We start from the raw sequence: 21,748 nt of genomic DNA, 5'->3' as shown, positions 1-21,748 counted from the left end.
GTTGGGGCAGTTGTTGCCGTGGGTGCAGCGTACGCGGGCGCGCGGCATGCCTGAATAGGGTGGAAGGTTGAGACAACGTTCTATGACCGATTGCGCAGGGTCCGCGGAAGGCCAAACAATCACCCCCAGGAAACAGGTGCTGCAGCGCAGCCCCAAAGGCAAAGAAAAAAAGCCCGCGGCCTCTCGGCAGCGGGCTCAATGACGGCTTGGAGAATACGGTGTGCGGCTCAGGCGTGCGCCGTGTGCATGGCCTGCGGATCGATGCGGAAGAAGGCCACTGCCGCGTTGAGTTCCTGCCCCTGATCCTGCAGCGATTGCGATGCGGCGGCGGCCTCCTCCACCAGTGCCGCATTGCGCTGCGTGACTTCGTCCATTTGCGAGATCGCCTGGTTGACCTGCTCGATGCCGCGACGCTGCTCGATCGACGCTGCGGCGATCTCTTCCATGATGTGCGTGACGCGCGCCACCGCTTGCGTGACCTCGGCCATGGTGTGACCTGCTTCGCCCGCCAGCGTGGAGCCATCGTGAATGCGCTCCACCGACGAGGCGATCAGCTCCTTGATTTCCTTGGCCGCCGTGGACGAGCGCTGTGCCAGGCTGCGCACCTCGCTGGCGACCACTGCAAAACCGCGGCCTTGCTCGCCTGCGCGTGCGGCTTCCACCGCGGCGTTCAGTGCCAGGATGTTGGTCTGGAAGGCGATGCCCTCGATGATGCCGGTGATGTCGGCAATCTTGCTGGATCGGTCGCTGATGTCCTGCATGGTCGACACCACCTGGCCGACCACCGTGCTGCCTTTCTGCGCGACTTCCGATGCGTTGGCTGCCAGCGCCGTGGCCTGCTGGGCGTTGTCAGCGTTCTGCTTCACGGTGGAGGTCAGCTCTTCCATGCTGGCCGCTGTCTCTTCCAGCGACGACGCCTGCGCTTCCGTGCGCTGGCTCAGGTCGGCATTGCCGGCGGCGATCTGCTTGGCGGCACCGGCCACGCTGCCGCTACTGTCACGCACCTTGTCGACGATCTCCGTCAGGCGGCCATTCATGTCGCGCAGGGCAGAGAGCAGGTGGCTGGTTTCATCCTTGCCGCGTACGTCGATGCGGCTGCTCAGGTCGCCGCGCGCCACGGTCTTGGCCACGTCCACGGCAATGCGGATCGGCTGCGTGATCGAGCGCGTGATGATCATGCCCGCAATCACTGCCAGCAGTGCTGCACCGATCGACAGGGCAATCAGCACGTTGCGCTGGCTGATGTACTGGGCCTCGTATGCCTGCACGAGCAGTTCCTGGCGATCGTGCGTGTAGTTGGCATAGGCACGTGTTGCGCTGACCAGTTGCGCCAGCAGTGGGCGGCATTCGTCGTCCATCTTTTGGATGGCCTGCTCGCGCTTGCCGGCCAGCGCCAGCGACACGATGTCGGTGGCCACCGGGCCGTAGCGCGATTCCACGCTGTCGATGTCTGCGACCAGCGCGCGGGCGCGATCGTCGGAATCCTTGGCGTTGGCCATCAGCTCCTTGAGTTGCTTGAGACGGTTCTGCACGTCTTCGTGTGCGCGGAACACCTCGGTTTTCTCAAGCTCGAGATCCTTCTGCGTAACCACCAGCACCAGATTGCGCGCAGCGATGGCGCGGCGATCCACCGCCGTGCGTACCAGGTTGGAAACTTCTGCACGGGCGTTGATGCCGTGCACGAAGTTCGAAAAGCCTTCAGTCGAGTTGGATAGCGCGCGCAACGACATGCCTGATACCACGACGACGATGGCTGCCAGCACGCCAAAGCCGGCGGTGAGCTTGGCCTTGATGGTCATCTGGGAAAGGTTCACAGCGTCCTCCAGTCTTACAAGATGGGTGCAATCGTGATCGGCTCGGCTGCCCGGCATGGCCTGAAATAAGTGGGCGAACCTGCCACCGTTTTATTGCCGTTTGCTGCGGACTTCGGAAACGTCACCGGGGCGCGGTGAGACCGGTTATTCCGGTTTGAATCAGGTGATCTTCACGGGGTTATCGGCGGGGTCTGGAAATCCTGAACATAAATTTTGTGCAGGTTTCCACTTAGTTCTTTCTAAGACCGTAGAGGCCTTGATCTATAAGGCGTAGCGCATTTTCCGACCATCGCTGCCACACAATTTCGGATTGCGTGATGAGTTTTGCGGATCACCCGTCAAGTGGACTAGAAATTACCTGATTTGAGTTAATTAAAATCAGGTATGAGCTCGATTTTCCGCGTTGATCCGTATATGGAATGTTTTTTATCTATGTATTAATCCGTCTACATATTTCCGACGTTTCCCATGTGTAGATAAAAAAAACCCGCCTCAAGGGCGGGCCAGTCATGCGAATGAACCTCGTTTACTGCAGGGCCGATGCCGGCACGACCGGCAGCACGACCTTGGACGGGTGTGCCGCATCGCTATAGACCGTGAGCACGCCAATCAGCGAGTTGAGCAGGGTGGGCAGCGGCGGCACGCCCTGTGGCAGGTTGCTCGCGCCGACGGCCACGCGCAGCTTGTGGCCCTTGGCGATGAGCGCGCTGGTCGGGAACACCTCCACCGGCACCAGCACAGCCTTGCCTGGCGTGAGCGGCTGCACGGAATCGGGCGTGAACGGATGCCACGGCTGGATCATCTGGCCGTTCATCGTGCGTGAGCGGCTGGCATCCACTGCACGCAGCGAGGCGGTCTGGAGGCCATCGGTGAGCGGCGTCACGTTGCCGGCAGCATCCACGTCATCAATGCGTACCGATACCCCGGCGTCGAGCGCGGTGGTCGAGACCCACACATCGGCTTCGATCGGGCCGTTGAGATACGTATCTGCGGGCATGGGCGGTGTCTCGAACTTCACGTCGGCGGCTTCGGCGAGGGTGTCGTCGGTCTGGCACGGCAGCGGAACAAAGCCGGTCAGGCCCGCCGTCCACTGCGACAGGCTGATCGAACACGCGCCGTTCAGCGGTTGCTGAATCACTTGGTTGGCCGCCTCGTTGGTCGCCGGTGCGGTGCCCGACAGGCTCTTGTCGCCGCGCAGATAGAGCGATTGCGCTTGCACTTGCGGATGCGGCCAGTCGGTTGCGGTGGCGTAGTGGCCGTAGCCCGTCACGTACTGCGTGACATTGGGCAAGGCATCGGCGCCCACGTTTATGCCCTTCACATACTGGTCGAACCACTGCAGTTGGATGTGGTTGAGCGGCGGCACACCGTCCACGGGCAGCCCGCTGCCAAGCGCCGCTTGCAGATGCGTCCACGGGCCGATCAGCAGCTTGGCGGGTGCCTGCGTCTTGATGGCTTCGTAGGTGAGCGGCTCGCTGCGCTGGAAGAGATCGTGCAGGCCGCCGACCACAAAAGTCGGCACCTTGATCTTGCCGTCGTTCTCCAGCGGCGAGCGCGTGGCCCAGAATGCGCCGTCGTAGGCCGTGGCGGTGGTGCCGAGCAAGGCTTGCAACATGGTCGGCAACTGGAATGTGGTGACTGTGGACACCAGGTGCTGCAACACCGCCGGCAGGCCGATGGTCGGATTCGCCACCAGTGTCGGATCGGTCAGGCTCAGCACTGACACCAGTCCGAACCACGCCGGAATGAACGTCAGGTTGGTCTGTCCGCCGGTGAAGACGATGTCGCGGTAACCATCGCCGATGGGCACGATGGGGAACGCCGCCTTGACCGCCGGGTGATTTTGCGCCGCCGTGATGACCGTCGTAATGCCGAGGTACGACACACCGTACAGGCCGATGGCGCCGTTGCTCCAGGATTGCTGCGTGACCCAGTCGACCACGTGGCCGTAGTCACTCTGCTCGTCCGCGCCAAATGCATCCCACGTGCCCTGCGATTGACCCGTGCCGCGCACGTCCACCACGACCGTCGCGTAGCCATGCTGGACGATGTAGGGGTCAGCACCGCCCAGCGCGGCGCCGATGGACGCCGTGTACTGCGCGTTGCCGCCGTTGTACGAGGTCTGCACGAGCACCGTCGGGAAGGTGCCTGTGGCAGCGTTGCCCGAGGCGTCGGCGGGCAGCGTGACGTAGGCGGCCAGCTTGGTGCCATCCGGCATCGTGATGTACTGCATGGCTTGCCGGGCAATGCCGGCGTAAAGCACGGGCGGGTTGTAGTCGGCCCACTTGGCGTTTGCGTTGGTCGTGATGGATGTGCCTGGCTGGGCTGGCGTGGCGCGCGTACCGAGGGTGGTCCAGTTGACGGCTGCCGGCTTGGTCGGCAGTACGGTGGTGTTTGAATCGGTCGGTGTATTGCTGGCGGTGGCGATGCGGCTGTCATCGCCGCCGCAGCCCGACAGCGCAAGCGCCGCGCACAACAGTGCCGACGTCAACGTGCGGCCCAGCCGCACACGTGGGTTGCCCATTTGCATGGGGTGTCTCCTTTTGACTGTTTTATTTAGGGGGAGGGCCGGCATGCCGAGGGGGCGGCATGTGGCAGGTCGCTTCCGATCGGGAAGCTGGGCAAGCGAAGGGACTGGCGCGGGGAAGGGTGGGTGACACGTTCGACCGCGCGCCAACAGCTTGGGCGCAGTCGATCAAGCACCAAGCATGCCTATCGACGTAAGGCGTGCGGCGGGCTTGGCGCCGTCAAACGGGCGTGTTCTTGGCCCGAAACATCCGGCGCGTTACGTAACGCGCCGCGTAACGAACGTGAGAGAAGCATCCCCAGCGCGTCGTTTTCGGATGAGAAATTTGCACCCCACCAAGGTAGGGGTCTGATAGGAAAAGGCTTGCCGGCATTGCGTTTCAAACAGGCGCGTCCCGTGTGCGAATTGGGCAAAACGTCGGCCATCGTCCTGTCGTCAAATCTGGCACAGACGTTGCATAACCAGGCCTGACCCGCCCGGCACAGGGCGCCACGCACAGACCGCACAGACAGAAGGGGGCCACCATGAACCGCACCATTCAGGATGTCGAGATTGCCGATGCCATCGATTCAGACCTGCTGCGCCGCCGCCAGCAGTTTGCGGGCCAACCGGCCGCCTGGCAGGTGTGGTCTGAAGCCGCGCATGTCGCCACCTTGAACGAGCGTGCACGCAGCGCCTTCATCGAGCGCGTGGCCGCCAGCCGCGGCGCAGATATCGCGCTGCGCCTGCTCATGAAGGCCCAGTCGATCCGCGAACAGGTTACGCAGGCGTTGCTGCTGAGTGAGGCGCCGGCAACGCTGCATTGAATTAGCGAGGGGGATGCCGCACGCACGACGTGTCGGCACGTGGGATGCAAAGGGCCCTGTCGGGAGACGGGGTCTTTTGTTTTGGTGGGAGGGGGAGGCGACCACTCAGCGGGTGGCCGCCGAAGTGGCCGAGTGATACTTACTCGCCGCTGCTCGACGGCTGTGCTTGCGCAAGCGCCTGGGGTGAGAGGATTGCATTGAGCGCGCCTTGCCCCTGAGTTGCCAGATACTCCGCTCCGTAAACGGAGATGTGTCCGCTGTCGGTGTAAAGGATCTTTCGATCAACAGAAACACGACACTCTGACGTATTACACATGAACTCGAACGGGTCGAACACCTTCACGCCCTTCGACGCGACGTAAGGGAGGATCAAGCTGCGGTAGGTGTTATCCCCTAAGCGTGCTTTTGCAATTGGGTACGTGCAGTTGTTGATGTCGAGATGCTCCTGGAGTTCGACTTTACGCGTTATGCAACTCCGCGGGTTCGTATCCTGAGGCGTAGCCAGGAACACGGCAACTTTCTTTCCTGCTCGCTGGTAGTACTCGACTGTGGCCTTGAACGCGTCCATGAATTCCTGGTGCGTCTGCTTTGGTCTCAACCCGTGATAGTCCTTTTCGGAATAATAGGCTGGCCAGTTGGCGGCCAAGATTACCGTGTTCACGGCATCCGACTTCGTGATGTACTTTGTGGCGGCCGTTGTAAATTCCTGACAGTATGCTGGTCCGTAGCCGATCAGCATAGGGCATTCACCGCGGCCGATTTGAGCGAAACCCGAGGCCGGTAGGGCGTGTGCAGCGTTGTAAGAGCGTACGATCGTTGAGAACGCATTGGCGAAGCTGTCTCCAACCATGATCACGCTAGGAGCAGCGTCACGCATAGTATCGGCGTTGCACCAGTCTTCTCCGAAGTCCGTCCCGGTAAGCGGAGCACAGGTCTTCTTATAAGGGTAATCAAATCGGTTGTTGCCGGCATCAGATGCGGCGGCTCGAAAATCAAGGCCGCCACGCATTTCCGTATAGACCCCGACAGCAGTGATGCAAGCGAGTGTTCCCGCGAGAACCACTGGTTGCCACGAGGCGCGGCGCACGATCCGAATTGGGTGCTCGATAACCTTGTATGTTACCCACGCCAAGACAACGCTGATCTCAAGCGCAGCTATGCGGAAGAGAACTGGAGGCGTGCCGGACTCAAGAATCCTTGCATACGACAACAGTGGCCAGTGCCATAGGTAGAGCGGATAGCTTATCAACCCAACCCATACAAGAGGTCGGAGGGCCATGACCTGTCGATTAAAAAGCGCTTGGGAGCCTGCGGCTATTAGCAAGATCGCACCGCCGGTTGGCAATAGTGCTCTCCAACTGGGAAAGGGCATGCCTTTGGTGAAGGACAGTGCAGCATAAGCAATCAACACGATGCCAGCGATTGGCGCAAGAAGCTTGAACGCAGCCTGCACTGCGGTTGGTACGCGCTCAATTGAGTTGCTGTGCCGCACTTGTACGTATGCGATCAACGACCCGCTAAGGATTTCCCACACGCGTGTGTACGGCATGTAGAAAGCTTGGACGGCGTATTGCTCATTGAGCGAAAGGTGGAGGCAAAGAGCCAGTGAGCTTGCCCAAAGAATAAGCGTGAGGAGCCCCGGGTTGATGCGTGTCCGGAATGCCAACCACATGAGCAAGGGGAATGCTAGGTAGAATTGTTCCTCAACCGACAAAGACCAGAGGTGCAGAAGTGGCATTGCTTCTGACAGCGAGCTGAAGTATCCGGACTCTTGCCAGAGTTGGACGTTTTGCAGGAACAATGATCCTGCGGCTAACTGTCTTCCCAAGCGAGCGAACTCATCAGGAAAGAGAGCTATCGCATCCGAATGCGTATGTTGCTACGAGGACCGTAATCAGCGCGGGGAATATCCGTTTGATGCGCTTTGAGTAGAACTCCGCGAAGGAAAATTTGCCGAGTTCTAAGCCTCTGAATACGATCGACGAGATCAGGTAGCCGGATATCACAAAAAAAACATCTACGCCGACAAATCCACCGGGTAGCACCGACGGGAAGGCATGAAAGAATAGAACGGAGAGCACGGCGACCGCACGTAGTCCATCAATATCCGGACGATAGGCAGGGTAGATGCTTATATTGTTTGTCTGTGCTGCGCAGGTCGTCATCGCTTTGATCTGCAGTTGCAAATAATTGGACGGCTTGAATGTAGTTCTTATCGGTGCCGCAGTTGCAGCGGCAGCGCATGTTACTCCAATACCTGCCTTGGTGCGCGCGCATGCGAGCGGCTTAAGCAGTCAAGCGCAGTTCAAAGATGGCTGTCACCCTAGCGAGTCGTGCGTCATAGATGCGCCCATGCAAGCAAAGGCCATGAGCGCGGGCTCGAATGCGCTTCCCGCCCTTCCAATGTGTCGTTCTCAATTCTTAGAACGGATTTTTTTGCCGCGTCGGCTTAGACATGGTCGTCCATGAGTACGGACTTGCAGAATCCGCTACGGTACTTATGCGTTTTCTCTTAGCGCAAGGCGGATGGCACAGGCACTGCTAAGGGAGCGCTACGACGTTATACATAAGGGCGATGCTTGACATGCCGGTGAACGCGAACGTCGTGCGTTCGTGGGCTCTACGTTGGGCGGCTATGCATCAGGACTAGCAGAGCGGCACGGGCGTCATCAGGAGTCACGTTGTGCCACGAGGGGACGGTTCCCATCTGATCGGAGAACAGACGATGCGAGAACAGCGTGTGTAGTTGTTCATCGGTAGGGCGTGCGCTTCTCTGAGCCAACGGTCTTGTCGAAAGACAGATCGAACGAGTTGATCTCTATCCAATCCACCTTGACCGCGATATTCACCAGGGCATTGATGGCGCTGGCGTAACTGTGAGCGGTCTTGGCGATGAAGCCCCGGGGGCCTCGGTGTCCAGCAGGAAGTCCACAAAGCGGGCGCCGACAGCCTTGGTCAGATCGCTCAGGGGCAACTCCCACCGCCTGCTCGAACAACTCCAAGGCTCGCTTAGTACGATTCTTTGCATCGGGCTTGGCGCTCGTGCGACGTTCCCAGATGGGGACAACATCCCGGAGTGTCTTGGGCTGGTCCTGTTCCTGGGCGGGCTCTGCGAGCTTGGTGACGTACTGGTGGGGTGCCTCGGATGCTTCGGGCGTCTCCATGGCCTCTCCGGCTGCTCTGCGGTCAAGTTCAAGCAAGGACGCACGACAGTGCGAGCAATCTGGACTAGACGGCGGCGGGCTCCGGACTGTATCCAGTCCACTGTGATTCCCAGGCTGCTAGTCACCCGCTCGGCGTACCTCTGCGCAATCTCCAGATCGCCCCGCGCATTGCCTCCAGGCTCTGTTGGCGGGCACGGATGAATGCTGTGCGGGCTAGGTCGCGTTGCTCCTTGTCGTCAGAATCGACGGTCACGTGTTCTTCCGCCTGGAGGATCATGCGGCGAACTTCCTGTTCAATGTACTTTGCGAGCCCAGGGGTCACAGAGGCGGGCCGAGGGGCGCGGATGGCCATAGCGAAGGGCCGCATTGGCGATTCTGTTTGCCGCGCAGCTTGCTTGGCCGGGCGGCGGCCGCGCGCGGTGTACGGCTTCGAGTCGCCCAAAGTCAGCGCCGACGGCATCATGGCCAGCCTACTGGCGGCGCACGGAGTGCAAGTCAACCTGTATCGAAACGGGGAGGACGTTGTGCCATTGGTGCCGCGGCTACTGCATGCCTGGCAGCACCCCGAGCCATTGATCGAGATCGGCAGCGCAACATGGCCGGTACCGAACGTCGTGCCACCAGCTCGAGCGAGTCATCTTGGCGCGTGCATAGCGCTAGGTGGCGCGGCTGATTATCAGTGCAGCCATCCGTTCGGTAAGCTGCCGCGACCGCCGATAACTAAACCGATACGGCTGCCGAAGCCTGGCGCTTAGGGAACAGACGAGTTGCAATCCGCGCATGCAGCCAGACTTCAAATTTTCCAAACGCGGACCCAAGTCCCACGGCGAGTACGGCCATTGAGGCCCAGCAGGCCCAAAGCGGCAAGTCGGGAGCAAAGTGCCTGATCGCTTTGCAGGCGGCCGTCAGGAAGATCATGTGGACGAGGTATATACCGTACGAGTAGTCACCAAGTTTGCAGAGGAACCGCGGAAACGTCATCCGAAGGGCAGCAAGGATGGCGGCGCTAAAGGCGACCGCTTGCATCACAAACATGGGTGCCGCCGATTTGAACTGAATCCCGTTTGAAATCGCCCAAATCAGGATCGCCGAGATCATGAGGTTCGTCGGAGAAATGCGACTGCCCAAGTCCCGCATTGAGATCGATGCGAAGAGGCCGACGATGAAGAATATCGGGTACGGCGTGATGAGGATATAGCGTCCAGGCTGAAGCACTGGCAGGAAGTTCGACCAGACGTCAATGTCACCAACCGGCCGATAGACATCAACAACGACGATCAGAAGCAGCCACGCACCGAGAACGCCGAGCATTTTCTGGCGCGACAACCCCAGCATGACCATGGCGTAGGTGACCACATAGAACGCGATTTCGTAGCACAGCGTCCAGTATGGGATGGCGTACGTTGTATTGATTTGCCCCGATGGCTGCAAGGTAAGAGACCGAGCGGTCAAACTCCAGTCGACGTGGGCCAGCTTTAGAACAACAAAGCTGATCACGATTGCGATCCAGAATGGCGGATAGATTCGCACGGCTCGTTTCAACAGGAATGTTTTGCCCTGATCAAGGCAATACCCCATGACAAAACCGGAGATCACGAAGAAGAGGCTTACGCCAAGACGCCCAAAGTTGATCAACAGGAGTGGGTGGTCGTCGACGCCCTTGGTGAATGCGCCCCAGAAGGTGACGTGTTGTAGCACAACCAGCAAGCAGGCTATTGCCCGAAGTGCTTGGATTCCCTCGAACCTATTTTGTACAGTTGGGCTCATTGTGGATCGCCGAGTAAGAGTTGCGCGATTCTATCCGTTCAAGAGCATCTCACCCAGCCACCCGATGCTCAAAATGCGGCATCCCGTTGTTCCGCAGGATCTTGTCCATTGCGTCGAGGTTTTGCGGGTCGGGGTTAAGCTACGCGTCTAGGTCCGCTGGCTTGATGGGGCCGGGCAGCGGTCGTGCCCAGCCTCTGAAATCTCTGACGGCGGATCGGTCGTAATGATCGCGAACGAGAGCAGATCTTTCTCGCCTAGCTTTGTCGCGCGCCAGTGTGACCACACGCAAGCCACAAGCATCGTCACCGGCAGACTGGGTCGGAACTCCAGGACGATGTTTTTCCCCTCTGGACCGGCCACCTTCTCATGGAACGCATCCACCAGCACCGCGCCGTGTGTGGTCGTATTGCCCCTTCCAGAATCCCCGCAGGTTGTCCATTCTGGCGTTGTACGTGCCCGGACACTTCTCGTCGTAGAACGCCGGCTTGCCCGCCGGGCGGCACTGGTACCGCATCAGTTTGATCGCGCGGCGGCCGTTCTCCATCACCATCACGGGGAGCATATGCGCACCGGTAGCGTTCCCAGCGTGTTGACAGCGAACGCATGGCGCTGCGCCGCCGAGTGCACGAACTATTCGTCGAGAGTCGAGGCTCGGCTGGCAGCCGCAGCATCATGGGCATGATGCGCGAACAAGGCACGGTTATTGGCCGCTTCAAGGTCGGTCGTCTGATGGAGGAGCTGGGTCTGATCTGCAAGCAGCCCGGCAGCCACGCCTACAAGCAGGCCACGGTGGAGCGGATCGACATCCCGAACCGGCTCAATCGTCAGTTTGCGGTCGATGCGCCGAATCAGGTCTGGTGTGGTGACATCACCTACGTCTGGGTTCAAGGCCGCTGGCATTACCTGGCGGCAGTGCTTAATCCGTTCACGCGACGGGTCGTCGGCTGGGCATTCTCGACACGCCCCGATGCCGATCTGGTCGTGCAAGCACTGGACATAGCCTATGAGCAGCGTGGTAGACCGCAGGGGCTGCTGTTCCACTCGGACCAAGGTGGCCAGTATGCAAGTCGGAAGTTCCGGCAACGCCTGTGGCGCTACCGGATACAACAGAGCATGAGCCGCCGTGGCAACTGCTGGGACAACGCCCCGATGGAGAGATTGTTCCGCAGTCTGAAGACCGAGTGGTTGCCGTCAGTGGGTTACATGACGGCGCATGAAGCACACCGGGACATCAGCTATTACCTGATGCACCGGTCAACTGGATACGGCCACATCAGTTCAATGACGGACTGGTGCCGGCTGTTGCGGAAGAAAAACTTAACGCTGTGTCCGGGATGGGTTGACCACTACAAAGGGCATCGAATTGGGGGCTTCGGCGGTGCGCTCGCGTTCTTTGCGCTCCTCGAGGGGATCGATCCCGCATGCAACCAGCTTGCGGCAGCGTGCCGCCTCAGATCTGGCGTTAGCCAGGGAGACGGCAGACTGAGGGCCTAGGCCCATCTCCCGCGCGCGCTTCGCCAGCGAATAGCGGTAGATCCACGACCTTGAGCCGCTCTGGGAGATTTGGAGATACAGACCGTCGCCGTCGGCGTGGTAGCCAGGCGCCACCAATTTGGCGACCCGTAGGGCGCTCAAGCGATGAAGTTGTCTGGAAGTTGCCATACCCACAATCCTACCCACAATTGATGGTGGGATTGTCTGGGTGGGCCTGGGACCCGGCAAGAGCGCTATTACCCCCGAAGCCCGCAGTTTGGCGCGGTTTCGGGGAGCGTCTGGGACTCAGCGAGAGTCGCTGAGATTGAATTCTGGCGGAGAGAAGGGGATTCGAACCCCTGATAGGCTATTAACCTATACACGCTTTCCAGGCGTGCGACTTCAACCACTCATCCATCTCTCCGGAAGCCCGCGATTGTAGCACACCGGGCCAGGACGCCAAGCCCTGCGCGTGACCGCTGTGCAAGTTCGTTGTGCGCCGGCACGCGCACCGTGGCAAGCGGACCATCCGCCACCCTAGTGCGCGGGCCCACACTCAGCGTCCAATTCAGGGTCCTGATTCGGACAAATCCCATACCCCCGACGAAGGCGCATCGGTACATTCGGCCCCGATGCCGAGTGCGACGCGAACCCCGTGCCACGCGGCATGACGCGATGTTCTGATTTCTTCTCCAGCGAGTGATGACGCCATGTGGTTCGACCAGCTTTCCCGTCTCGCACGCGAACAAGGTCGCCCTGCAGGCAACGTCGTGCACGCGCATCGCGCACGACGACCGCTATGCGCATGTCTTGCCTTGCTGTACGGATCCATGATGGCGGTGATCCCCGCACCCGCACTGGGTGTGACGCCGGCACCGGATGCCCCTGCAGTATCGAACGTGGCACTCATGCCGACGGCGGACAACCTTGTCGACGTGCGTTTCTCCAACGCCTCTCGCGCACCGTGGGGTACCCCCGTGGTTCCGTCGCCGACAGCAGATTCGCAATCCGGCACGCGAGCAGGCGAGATCGTGAGCACGTTTCGCAAGGCGCTCGCGCGAGCCGATCTGCCGGGTGATCTGTTGCAGCAGATCACCCGGCTGCTTCGCGGCAACGTCGATATGTCGGCGCGAGGCTTGGCGGGCGACTACTTCCGTATCGCCTACGAACCGGTTGCAGAGGCTTGCTGCGAGCAGGTGATCCGCCTGACCGCGATCGAGGTGCAGTTCCAGGGCAAGCGCTATGCAGGTGTCTGGTTTGCGACGAACGAGCGTCCGCAAGGCGACTACTACCGCTTTGACGGCACGCTCATGGCGGGGTTGCGCTTCACCTGGCCGGTTCAGGCAACCCGCGTCAGCTCGGACTTCGGCGAGCGTACGCATCCTGTCACGGGCGTCCATCACGGTCATTCCGGTGTCGACCTTGCAGCGCCGACCGGCCGGGCCGTGCGTGCGTCCGAGGCGGGGGTGGTTGCCCATGTTGGCAACGAGCCGCGCGGCTACGGCAAATACGTGGTGATCCGTCATCCGGATGGCCACACGTCCTACTACGCGCATCTCTCCAAGATTGAACCTAAGCTGCGTGCGGGCATGCACGTCGAACGTGCGCAGCGCGTGGGTGCGGTCGGCCGTACCGGAACGGCAACCGGGCCACACCTGCATTTCGAAGTCCGCCGTGACGACCGTCCAATCGATCCGCTTGCCTTGATTCGCAAAGCAAGTGCACAAGCACTGCAAGGCGATCGGCTGGTTGCCTTCCAGCGTGTTGCCGCCTTGGCGATGATGCGTCTTGCCGATGCAGGGCCGGCATCGATGGTTGCGACATAGGCGGCCACGAGCGGCAACAATCGATTTGCAACTAGGTCTACGGTCTGCCTCCGTAGCGTTACGGAGGCAAAACCCGTACGCAAACGGGTTCAACGAAAACGGCACGCTTTTTACGATGGCGCTCTCTCTCCTCTCATCGTTTAAAGGTTGTTTTCATGATCAAGACGTTTGCTCTGTCTGGCGCGCTCGCGCTGCTGTTCTCCAGTGCTGCTTTTGCCCAAACCACCACCGATGCTTCGAAGGAAGACGGCTACTACGGTGCTGTTCGCATCGTCGGCGCAAAACACAAGGCCGACGACATGGCTTCCTCCGCCCGCCCGCGGATCGGTAGTTTTGTTTCGATTGACGATAGCGCCAATCTCGTCACAGGTTCGTTTGCGCTGGGTTACGACTTCGCCAACGGCTGGCGTGTCGAGGGCGAGTACACCCTGCCGCGCAAGGATGCCTTCGTGAGCGGTTCGACGCGCTGGCCCAGCAACAACTACCACGATATTCACTCCCAACGCGTGATGGCCAATGTGTACCGCGACTTCGCGGTTGCCAAGAACGTGTCGGTGTACGCCATGGGCGGCCTGGGTCTGGCCATGCTGAAATCGGAAGGCGCTCAGATCAATCCGGCCAATGGTTTTGGCGGTCCTTTCAACGCCGCAAGCCAAACCAACTTGGCGTGGTCGCTGGGTGCGGGCGTTTCGTATTCCCCGATCAAGAAGCTGACCCTGGACCTGGGCTACCGATACGTCGATATGGGCAAGACGGAAAGCGGTTGGAACGCATTCACCAACGCTGTCGGCATGCAAGACGAAATGTTGCGCGCCAAGCTGGTCTCGCATGAAATCTATCTGGGTGCGCGCTACAAGTTCTAAGAACGTATTCCAAGTGAGTGCATAGGCGCCGCACGGAATGATTCACCGTGTTGGTTTGACGCCCGGAGCGCGGCCGCGCCCCGGGCGTTGTCGTATCTGGCGCGAGATAACCGCCCGGACTTCATTTCTGGATGATTTGTGTTGATGCGTTGGGAAGCGACGTCCCGTGGATTGTCTCGTCGGGGGCGAGCGGAGATGGCGCGATTTTGCAGACACACCACGGGAATTTAGGTCGTTCAGGTTACGACTGCAAATCGCCTTGGTTTGTTGAATCAGGCGTCGCACAAAACAAACCGCTTCATCAAGCCGTGCGAGCGCTAGATGCCGATAATCGATCTGCCGACATGACACCTCGATTGATGTGGTCGGTTCTTGCGGAGCATTTAGAGCAGGTGATATAAACCGTTTCACGCAACAAGTCGCAACAGAAGCCCCCCGTCAATTGCGAGTGAAAACATGAAAAAAAATGCGTGGAAGTTGGGTGTTGGCGGCGTAACGATTCTCACGGGCGCGGTGCCAGTGGGCGCTTATGCAGCCTGTACGGCCACCGCTCCGACCAGCGGTACCACCGTGACCTGTTCCGGTGCGGGCATTCCTTCAGTTGTGGCGACAGGTGGCAGCACCAACGTCGCAATCAATATCGATTCAACGGCGAGTGGCAGTTTTGCGCTGCCGGCTACACCTACTCCATTTTCGGTAGATACATCGAGCACCATTACCAACAGCGGCAATTTGTCGATGTCGGGCAATGGCACCGGTGTGGCCAATCGTGGTGCGGTATTGCTAGGTGTGAACAATGGCAACACGATCACCAACGCCGCAGGCGGCGTGATTTCCACCACGGGCGCCTATAACGATGGTGTTGCGGCAAATGGCAACGGCAACACGCTCGTCAACAACGGCACCATCACAACCACCGGCAATAACTCGTACGGCATGACCGCCGCGTGGGGCCAGAGCAACCCGGGTGCATCGGGCAATACGATCACCAACACCGGCACGGTAACAACCTCCGGGAGCAATGCACGTGCAGCGTCACTGCTCGGCGGCAACGGCACCATCAACAACAGCGGTACGCTCACTTCCAACGGCAGGGATGCTCCGGCCGTCTACATGCAGGGCAATAACGACACGCTGAACAACAGCGGCACGATCCAGACGACGGGCACCGCTTCTAGCAGCGGCAGTGTCGATGCGGTGGTGTCGAACACGCTTGGCAGTTCGTTTGCCGCGACCATCAACAACCAAGCGGGCGGTCGGATCATCAGCAACAACGGCATCGGCGTGCGCTCGACCAATGGCGCTACGACGATCACCAATGCGGGCTTGATCCAGGGTGGGGGCGGCACTGCCATCCAAGGCGGTAACGGCAACGTGACGCTGATCCTGCAGACCGGCTCGCAGATCATCGGCACGGCCAACGGCGGTGGCGGTACCAACACGGTGACGCTGCAAGGCACCGGTACGGCATCCAACGCGTTCACCAATTTCCAGAGCCTGACCATGGCCGGTACCAACTGGACATGGGCTGGCACAGGAACATTTTCAACCGCGCTCGTGCAGAGCGGCACGCTCAATCTGACCGGCACGCTTGGTACGACGACAGCCTCCGTTGTGGCCACAGTCAACAGCGGCGCGACGCTGCAGGCGAATGCGTCAAACCTGCCATTGTCCGTGACCGACAACGGGCTGGTCCGCTTCCAGCAGGACAGCGCTGGCACTTACACGGGCACCATCAGCGGGGCTGGCGCGGTCGAGAAGACCGGCGCGGGCATGTTGACGGTGTCTGGCAGCAACGCCTATTCCGGCGGCACGACGATTACGCAGGGCACGCTGTCGGTGGCGGCTGATAACGCACTGGGTGCATCGTCGGGTGCGCTGACACTCAACGGCGGCACGCTGCAACTCGGCAACACGTTCAATCTTGCATCGAGCCGCGCGGTGTCGATCACCGCCAACAACGGCACGATCGATACGCAGGGCTTCAATTCCACGGTTGCGCAGAACATCACCGGGGCAGGTTCGCTGACCAAGCTCGGCAGCGGTGTGCTCACGCTGAACGGCGCCAACAGCTACGCCGGCGGTACCAACGTGAATGCCGGCGCGCTTGTTGTGGGTGATGGCACCAGTGCATCGGCGGCGCTTTCTGGCGGCGGAGCCGTGTCGGTTGCAGGCGGCGCGACGCTTGGTGGCTACGGCAGTGTGACCGGCAACGTGACGAACAACGGCACGATCGCAGCCGCAAACGCGTTGACCAGCCTGGCGGGCGGCACGACCGGCAACTTCCAGATCAACGGCAACCTGACCAACGCAGGGCTCATGCAGCTCGGCGGCAGCGGGGTCGGCAACACGCTGACGGTGGCGGGCAACTACACCGGCCAGAACGCGACGATCGCGTTGAACACGGTGCTTGCGGGCGACGGCGCAGCATCGGACAGGCTCGTTGTGAGCGGCGGCTCCGCAGGTGGCTCGAGCGCGCTCAAGGTAACGAACGTGGGTGGGGCTGGCGCGCAAACGATCGCCGACGGCATTGAGGTCGTGCAGGCGATCAACGGGGCGACGACCGGTGCGGGGGCCTTCACGCTATCCGGTGGCACGGTCAGTGCAGGGGCCTATACGTACTTCCTTGCCAAGGGTGGTGCGTCGAGCGGAACGGGCAACAACTGGTATCTGCGCAACACGATTCCGCCTGCGCCGACCCCAGCCCCGACGCCAACGCCAACGCCTGCACCAACTCCGACTCCGACTCCAGCACCCGCGCCAACCCCGACTCCCGCCCCAGTGCCGCCCATCTCGGCGGCTGAAGGTACGCCGACCTCGATCGTCGAGGCGATTGCCGACGCCGTGCCGGGTGCGGCGCCGGTGCCTGTCTATCGGCCGGAGGTGGCGCTGTACGCGGAAGCACCGGCCGTTGCGCGTCAGCTCGGGTTGCTGCAGATCGACACGTTCCATGATCGCCAGGGCGAGCAGGGCTTGTTGACCGAGAACGGTACGGTGCCGGCCTCATGGGCACGCGTGTGGGGTGGCAACACCAACATCAAGCAGAAGGGTGACGTGAATCCGTCGTTCGACGGTACGGTGTGGGGCATGCAACTCGGGCAGGATCTGTTCGCAGACACGCAGCAGAACGGCCATCGCAATCACTATGGCGTGTTGTTGGGCTTCTCGCGTGCAGTGGGCGACGTGAAGGGTTTTGCGCTGGCGCAGCAGGGTATGGGCGTCGGCTCCCTGCAGGTCAACGGCTACAACCTGGGTGGCTATTGGACGCACGTCGCGCCGACGGGCTGGTATACGGATGCCGTCCTGATGGGCAGCGCGCTGACGGTGCGTACAAATTCCACGGACAACGTCAAAGGCTCCGCCAACGGCAACGCGGTGACGGGCTCGGTCGAGGCGGGGTTGCCGATCGCGCTTGGCAACGGGCTGACATTGGAACCGCAGGCCCAACTGGTGTGGCAGTGGCAGTCATTGAATACGCTGAACGATGGCATCTCCAACGTGACCTGGAACAACGGCAACACGTTCCTGGGCCGAGTCGGCGCGCGGCTGCAGTGGTCGTTCGATTCGAATGGTGTGAACTGGAAACCGTACCTGCGCGTGAATGTGCTGCGCGCGTTTGGCGCGGATGACAAGACGACATTCGGCGGCACAACGACCATCGGCACACAGATCGGCCAGACGGCCGGGCAGATCGGCGCGGGGCTGGTGGCGCAACTGAGCAAGCGCAGCAGTGCGTATGCGACGCTCAGCTACCTGACCAATCTCGGCGGTGAGCACCAGCGAACCATCATGGGTAATGTCGGCGTGCGGTGGGCGTGGTAAGGCGGCTTACGCAGCGGCCGGAAGCATCGCGTCTTCTAGCACGTCGAGGGCGCGTCCCACGATGAGCGGCGTCGGTCGGCTGCAGTCGATCGACGCGATCACCGTGCTGGTGAACCAGCCGCAGTGTGCAATCTCCTGAGCAGGGCGGGCCATCGCGCTTGCTGCGATGTCGGCAATGAACACGTGATGCAGCTTGTTTCCGCCGGTGTGCTGGAACAGGTAGCGGAGATCACTGCAGACGATGCCTGTTTCTTCAGCCAGCTCACGGCGTGCGGCGTCATCCAGCGTTTCGCCGCGGTGCGGTTTGCCGCCGGGCAGTACCCAGTGGGCGTGGGGGCGAGCGACAAGGAGAATCTGATCGCCGCGTGTGCAGAGGACGGTTGCACGTTCCTTCATTGCAGGTCTTTCAAACGGGCAAAAAATTGCCGCCCGGCAGGCGGCGAAATGGAGAGTGTCTAGAACAAGCTGCCGAGCTGTGGAGCAATCGCCCAGCACAGTCATTCTCCCGAAGCGGCGGCATCGGTTGAATCGGTCGGGTCCGAAAGCGGCCTGCGATCTTGTCGGACAAGGCTGAACTTGCCGCGCCCATCGCTCGGTGGCAAGAGATTCCGGCGTAACATGACAACCCATTCCGCGTCGTTGAAGGTCGCCACACCATGTCGAATGCCCAGTCATCCACCGTGCTCTCGGCCATGCGCCGGTTTCGGCGTTCTGCACTGTTTGGTGGCGGCATCGTTCTCACGCTCATGACGCTGCTCACGTTCGGCATTGCTGTGGCGTCGATGGTCCACGCGCACAACGAGCGGCAGCGCCGCGAGCTTGCGGTCGAGGGCCAGCGCATGGCGAGTGAGGTGACGCAGGCGGAGATCGTGCTTCGCAGCACCATCTACCTGGCCGAGCTGGTGTGGAATCAGCGCGAGACCGCAGCCCCGGGTGATGCGGGCCGGTTCCAGGCGGACGGTGGTCGCCTGGTGCGCCAACATGACAACGGGCTGCACTCCGTTTTGTTTGCGAGTGCGACGCCAGACACGCCGGTGCCCGAGCTGGGACGCTTCATCGCGCTGACGGATCGCGTTTCGGACACGCTTGCCGCTACCGCGATCATCCGGGGCTATCGGTTTACGACGTACATCTATACGCCGTCACAGGACTTCGTTGTGATGTCGCCGCTTCCCTGGCCGGACCAGGCGAAGCTCGACGCGACGCTCGCGAACCGGCCGGCATTTTTTTCTGCGCTCACACACGATGCAGCCGGCGAGGCTGCCGCGCCAAAGACTGTCTATGACCCCAATGGATTGCGCACGGTGCGCTGGCTCGAGCCTTATCGCAATCCGCTGACTGGCGAGTTGGCGGTGCGGATGTCGATCTACGGGCTGGATGCAGGTGGCAAGCCGTTCGCCGTGTTTGTCTGTGAGGTTCCGGTTGACGCGGTGCTGGCGCCGCTATCGACAGACCGCTTCGACGGAACGTTCATCGTCCTCGGCGCTGGCGGGGCGCCCGTCGCGATCAGTGGCGATGGGAATAAGCGCCCAGAGGTGCTGGCCGCTTTGCGCGAGTTATCCAGCGTATCGGCAGGGGTGTCCGTGCAGCGCGCCAGCAATGGCGTTTACATGGTGAGTACCCCGCCTGGCTCGGCAGGTGGGCGTGTGGTCTATGCATTCACCTGGCGCGACGTGCTGGCCGGTGTCTGGCCCGAGATTCGCCTGACGACGTTGTTGGCGGCGGGTTTGATCGCTGTGCTGTGGATCATGCTGTGGTGGTTCAACCGGCGTGTCTTTGTGCCGACGCTGGAGCGCTCCGAGCGCCTTGTCGAGATCGAACGCCTGAACCGGATCCTGATTGAAACCGCCCCGATTGGGCTGGGCGTGATCGACGCACGCACCGGCGAGCCCATGCTGAGCAGCCCGGTCATGAACGAAGTGGCCAGCCGGGCGGTGGTCGGAACGCCATCGTTGTCTGCCGAGATTGCACAGCGCTATGTGGCGCACGGCAGCACAGGTATCGTGCATGACGATCTCGCGTTGGCCACGGTGGATGGCAACGCGATCGACCTGGCGGTCAATCTTGCACCTGCGCGCTACCACAACGCGAACGTGCTGGTGACGGCGTTTACGGATATCACCGACAAGAAGCGCACCGAGCTGGCGCTGCGCGATGCGAAGCAGGCGGCCGACGAGGCCAACCGCGCGAAATCTGTGTTCCTGTCGACGATGAGCCATGAAATCCGTACGCCACTGAACGCGATCCTCGGTAACCTCGAACTCATCCAGCGGATGCCGCTTGAACCGGTGGTGGACGAGAGGTTGCAGGTGGTCACGTCGTCGTCGAATGCGCTGCTGGGCATCATCAACGACGTGCTGGATTTCTCCAAGATCGAGGCCGGGCAGGTGACGATCGAGTCGATCCCGTTCGACGCCGCGGCCATCGTGCGCGACGTGGCGGCAATCTTCGAGCCGATCGCGCAGCAGAAGGGGCTGCAGTTCGATTGCATCGTCGACGACAGCGTTGGCCCAGCGTATGCGGGCGATCCGACCCGGTTGCGGCAGATCGCCTCGAACCTGCTCAGCAACGCGATCAAGTTCACGGAGAAGGGTGATGTGCTGATCGAGATCTACGCGAAGCAGAACGGCGCAGGCAAGCCGGCGATCGTCGTTGGCGTCAGCGATAGCGGGATCGGGATGAGCCCCGAGCAACAGGCGCGCCTGTTCGAGCCCTTCGTGCAGGCAGATTCCACCATCGCGCGCCGGTTTGGCGGCAGTGGGCTGGGGCTCGCGCTGTGCCGTCGGCTCGTCGATTTGATGGGCGGTACGATCAGCCTGCGCAGCGCCCCTGGCGATGGCAGCCAGTTCACGGTCACGCTGCCGTTCGCGCCGGCCGAGTTGCCTGCTGATGTCACCCACGCTGCCCAGCCCACGGCGAATGCACAGCGTGTTTCAGCGGGCAGCATCAAGGTCCTAGCGGTCGACGACCAGGCGTCGAACCGGGAGTTGATCCGGATGCAGCTTGAGTCGCTGGGCTACCGGGTTGACCTAGCCGACAGCGGCGGAGAGGCGTTGCGCCGTTTCAACGAACAGCATTACGACGTTCTGTTGACGGACCTCAGCATGCCGGGCATGGACGGCTATGCGCTTGCACGATGCTTGCGCGCGCAAGGCGCGAAGCAGCCGATCATTGCGCTGACGGCACACGCGGCAATCGAAGAGCATCAGCGCTGTATGCAAGAGGGGATTGACGCCGTGCTGGTCAAGCCGATCCTGCTCAAGGCGCTCGATACGACGCTGCACCGCATGGTGCGTACGGATGCGGTGGAAGCGCCAGCGGTTGCAAGCCGCGAGAGCATCGGCGAGGGGCATTTGCCCGAGCGCGTACTTGCCGCGCTCAAGGCGTCAACGCATGACCTGCTGGAATCCCCGCAAGTTGCCCTGTCGTCGGATGACCGAGAGGCCGCGCTGCGCCACTTGCACGCAATCCGTGGCACGTTTGCGATGGTGCATGAGCAGTCCGTTGCAGACACCTGCGCCGAGATGGAGCAGCAGGCCAAGCGCGGTGATGCGCTGCCAGAACTGCAGCCGGGGCTCGACCGGCTGGTGCACTTAACGCAAGAAACGCTGGCGCGAAGGGCGGCCTAGTCGTCGCGTCGTGCGTTTCCTTCATGAGCGCTGCATCGTAAAATTGTGTCGTTCGCT

General features: G+C 61.2%; 13 protein-coding genes, 1 tRNA gene and 1 pseudogene. 6 read left to right on the top strand and 9 right to left on the bottom strand.

Features of this window, described 5'->3' with window-relative positions; all coding sequences use genetic code 11:
• Positions 1–227: 227 nt before the first annotated feature.
• Together PI87_RS20920 and PI87_RS20915 are read right to left on the bottom strand one after the other, a co-directional pair.
• Positions 228–1,799, bottom strand: a complete 1,572-nt coding sequence (locus tag PI87_RS20920; protein ID WP_039599654.1) for a methyl-accepting chemotaxis protein — start codon at positions 1,797–1,799, stop codon at positions 228–230.
• Between the two features lie 541 nt (positions 1,800–2,340).
• The gene (locus PI87_RS20915) at positions 2,341–4,344 is read right to left on the bottom strand and encodes a CocE/NonD family hydrolase (RefSeq protein WP_039599653.1); all 2,004 of its coding nucleotides are present in this window, start codon (positions 4,342–4,344) and stop codon (positions 2,341–2,343) included.
• A 521-nt stretch (positions 4,345–4,865) separates the two neighbouring features.
• Between PI87_RS20915 and PI87_RS20910 the strand changes: the two genes are divergently transcribed.
• The gene (locus tag PI87_RS20910) at positions 4,866–5,147 is read left to right on the top strand and encodes a DUF7696 family protein (RefSeq protein ID WP_039599652.1); all 282 of its coding nucleotides are present in this window, start codon (positions 4,866–4,868) and stop codon (positions 5,145–5,147) included.
• 139 nt (positions 5,148–5,286) lie between these two features.
• Here the strand turns inward: PI87_RS20910 and PI87_RS29880 are convergent, their stop codons facing one another.
• The 4 genes from PI87_RS29880 to PI87_RS20890 all read right to left on the bottom strand — a co-directional run bounded on the left by PI87_RS29880 (position 5,287) and on the right by PI87_RS20890 (position 10,078).
• Positions 5,287–6,948: an acyltransferase family protein gene (locus PI87_RS29880; RefSeq protein WP_157003189.1), complete on the bottom strand. Its 1,662-nt coding sequence runs from the start codon at positions 6,946–6,948 to the stop codon at positions 5,287–5,289.
• Between the two features lie 40 nt (positions 6,949–6,988).
• A complete protein-coding gene (locus tag PI87_RS29875; RefSeq protein WP_157003188.1) occupies positions 6,989–7,333 on the bottom strand; it encodes an acyltransferase family protein in 345 nt (114 codons plus the stop codon).
• A gap of 564 nt (positions 7,334–7,897) precedes the next feature.
• Positions 7,898–8,311, bottom strand: coding sequence for a hypothetical protein (locus PI87_RS20900; RefSeq protein ID WP_052321658.1), 414 nt, complete (start codon positions 8,309–8,311; stop codon positions 7,898–7,900).
• A gap of 720 nt (positions 8,312–9,031) precedes the next feature.
• Positions 9,032–10,078, bottom strand: a complete 1,047-nt coding sequence (locus PI87_RS20890; RefSeq protein ID WP_039599650.1) for an acyltransferase family protein — start codon at positions 10,076–10,078, stop codon at positions 9,032–9,034.
• Between the two features lie 576 nt (positions 10,079–10,654).
• Between PI87_RS20890 and PI87_RS20880 the strand changes: the two are divergent.
• Positions 10,655–11,421 (top strand): annotated as a pseudogene (locus PI87_RS20880) (IS3 family transposase); the annotation flags it as partial.
• Here the strand turns inward: PI87_RS20880 and PI87_RS20875 are convergent.
• Both PI87_RS20875 and PI87_RS20870 read right to left on the bottom strand, forming a co-directional pair.
• Positions 11,396–11,740 (bottom strand): Arm DNA-binding domain-containing protein, encoded by a 345-nt coding sequence (locus PI87_RS20875; RefSeq protein ID WP_052321657.1) that lies wholly within the window; start codon positions 11,738–11,740, stop codon positions 11,396–11,398. The pseudogene PI87_RS20880 and the gene PI87_RS20875 sit on opposite strands and share 26 nt — an antisense overlap.
• 144 nt (positions 11,741–11,884) lie before the next feature.
• Positions 11,885–11,975, bottom strand: a tRNA-Ser gene (locus PI87_RS20870).
• 391 nt (positions 11,976–12,366) lie between these two features.
• Between PI87_RS20870 and PI87_RS20865 the strand changes: the two genes are divergently transcribed.
• The 3 genes from PI87_RS20865 to PI87_RS20855 all read left to right on the top strand — a co-directional run bounded on the left by PI87_RS20865 (position 12,367) and on the right by PI87_RS20855 (position 18,062).
• Entirely contained in the window at positions 12,367–13,377 is a 1,011-nt protein-coding gene (locus PI87_RS20865) for a M23 family metallopeptidase (RefSeq protein ID WP_232314048.1), read from the top strand.
• A gap of 155 nt (positions 13,378–13,532) precedes the next feature.
• The gene (locus PI87_RS20860) at positions 13,533–14,240 is read left to right on the top strand and encodes an outer membrane protein (RefSeq protein WP_084210042.1); all 708 of its coding nucleotides are present in this window, start codon (positions 13,533–13,535) and stop codon (positions 14,238–14,240) included.
• Positions 14,241–14,696: 456 nt separating this feature from the next.
• The gene (locus tag PI87_RS20855) at positions 14,697–18,062 is read left to right on the top strand and encodes an autotransporter outer membrane beta-barrel domain-containing protein (protein WP_052321655.1); all 3,366 of its coding nucleotides are present in this window, start codon (positions 14,697–14,699) and stop codon (positions 18,060–18,062) included.
• 6 nt (positions 18,063–18,068) lie between these two features.
• On the opposite strand, the gene PI87_RS20850 is transcribed toward PI87_RS20855, so the two are convergent.
• Positions 18,069–18,458, bottom strand: coding sequence for an NUDIX hydrolase (locus PI87_RS20850; RefSeq protein WP_039599648.1), 390 nt, complete (start codon positions 18,456–18,458; stop codon positions 18,069–18,071).
• A 260-nt stretch (positions 18,459–18,718) separates the two neighbouring features.
• Between PI87_RS20850 and PI87_RS20845 the strand changes: the two genes are divergently transcribed.
• Positions 18,719–21,691, top strand: coding sequence for a hybrid sensor histidine kinase/response regulator (locus PI87_RS20845; protein ID WP_052321654.1), 2,973 nt, complete (start codon positions 18,719–18,721; stop codon positions 21,689–21,691).
• Positions 21,692–21,748: the final 57 nt, after the last annotated feature.

It is taken from the genome of Ralstonia sp. A12 (genome assembly GCF_000801955.1).
Classification (GTDB): domain Bacteria; phylum Pseudomonadota; class Gammaproteobacteria; order Burkholderiales; family Burkholderiaceae; genus Ralstonia.
Note: the sequence above shows the minus strand (reverse complement) of the source record. Positions and strands in the feature narration are given on the sequence as shown.

What these genes read in the sequence shown, in the direction of transcription:
- PI87_RS20920 (WP_039599654.1), bottom strand. Translation starts at nt 1,799, where the DNA reads ATGACCATCAAGGCCAAGCTCACCGCCGGCTTTGGCGTGCTGGCAGCC.
- PI87_RS20915 (WP_039599653.1), bottom strand. Translation starts at nt 4,344, where the DNA reads ATGCAAATGGGCAACCCACGTGTGCGGCTGGGCCGCACGTTGACGTCG.
- PI87_RS20910 (WP_039599652.1), top strand. Translation starts at nt 4,866, where the DNA reads ATGAACCGCACCATTCAGGATGTCGAGATTGCCGATGCCATCGATTCA.
- PI87_RS20900 (WP_052321658.1), bottom strand. Translation starts at nt 8,311, where the DNA reads ATGGAGACGCCCGAAGCATCCGAGGCACCCCACCAGTACGTCACCAAG.
- PI87_RS20890 (WP_039599650.1), bottom strand. Translation starts at nt 10,078, where the DNA reads ATGAGCCCAACTGTACAAAATAGGTTCGAGGGAATCCAAGCACTTCGG.
- PI87_RS20875 (WP_052321657.1), bottom strand. Translation starts at nt 11,740, where the DNA reads ATGGCAACTTCCAGACAACTTCATCGCTTGAGCGCCCTACGGGTCGCC.
- PI87_RS20860 (WP_084210042.1), top strand. Translation starts at nt 13,533, where the DNA reads ATGATCAAGACGTTTGCTCTGTCTGGCGCGCTCGCGCTGCTGTTCTCC.
- PI87_RS20855 (WP_052321655.1), top strand. Translation starts at nt 14,697, where the DNA reads ATGAAAAAAAATGCGTGGAAGTTGGGTGTTGGCGGCGTAACGATTCTC.
- PI87_RS20850 (WP_039599648.1), bottom strand. Translation starts at nt 18,458, where the DNA reads ATGAAGGAACGTGCAACCGTCCTCTGCACACGCGGCGATCAGATTCTC.
- PI87_RS20845 (WP_052321654.1), top strand. Translation starts at nt 18,719, where the DNA reads ATGTCGAATGCCCAGTCATCCACCGTGCTCTCGGCCATGCGCCGGTTT.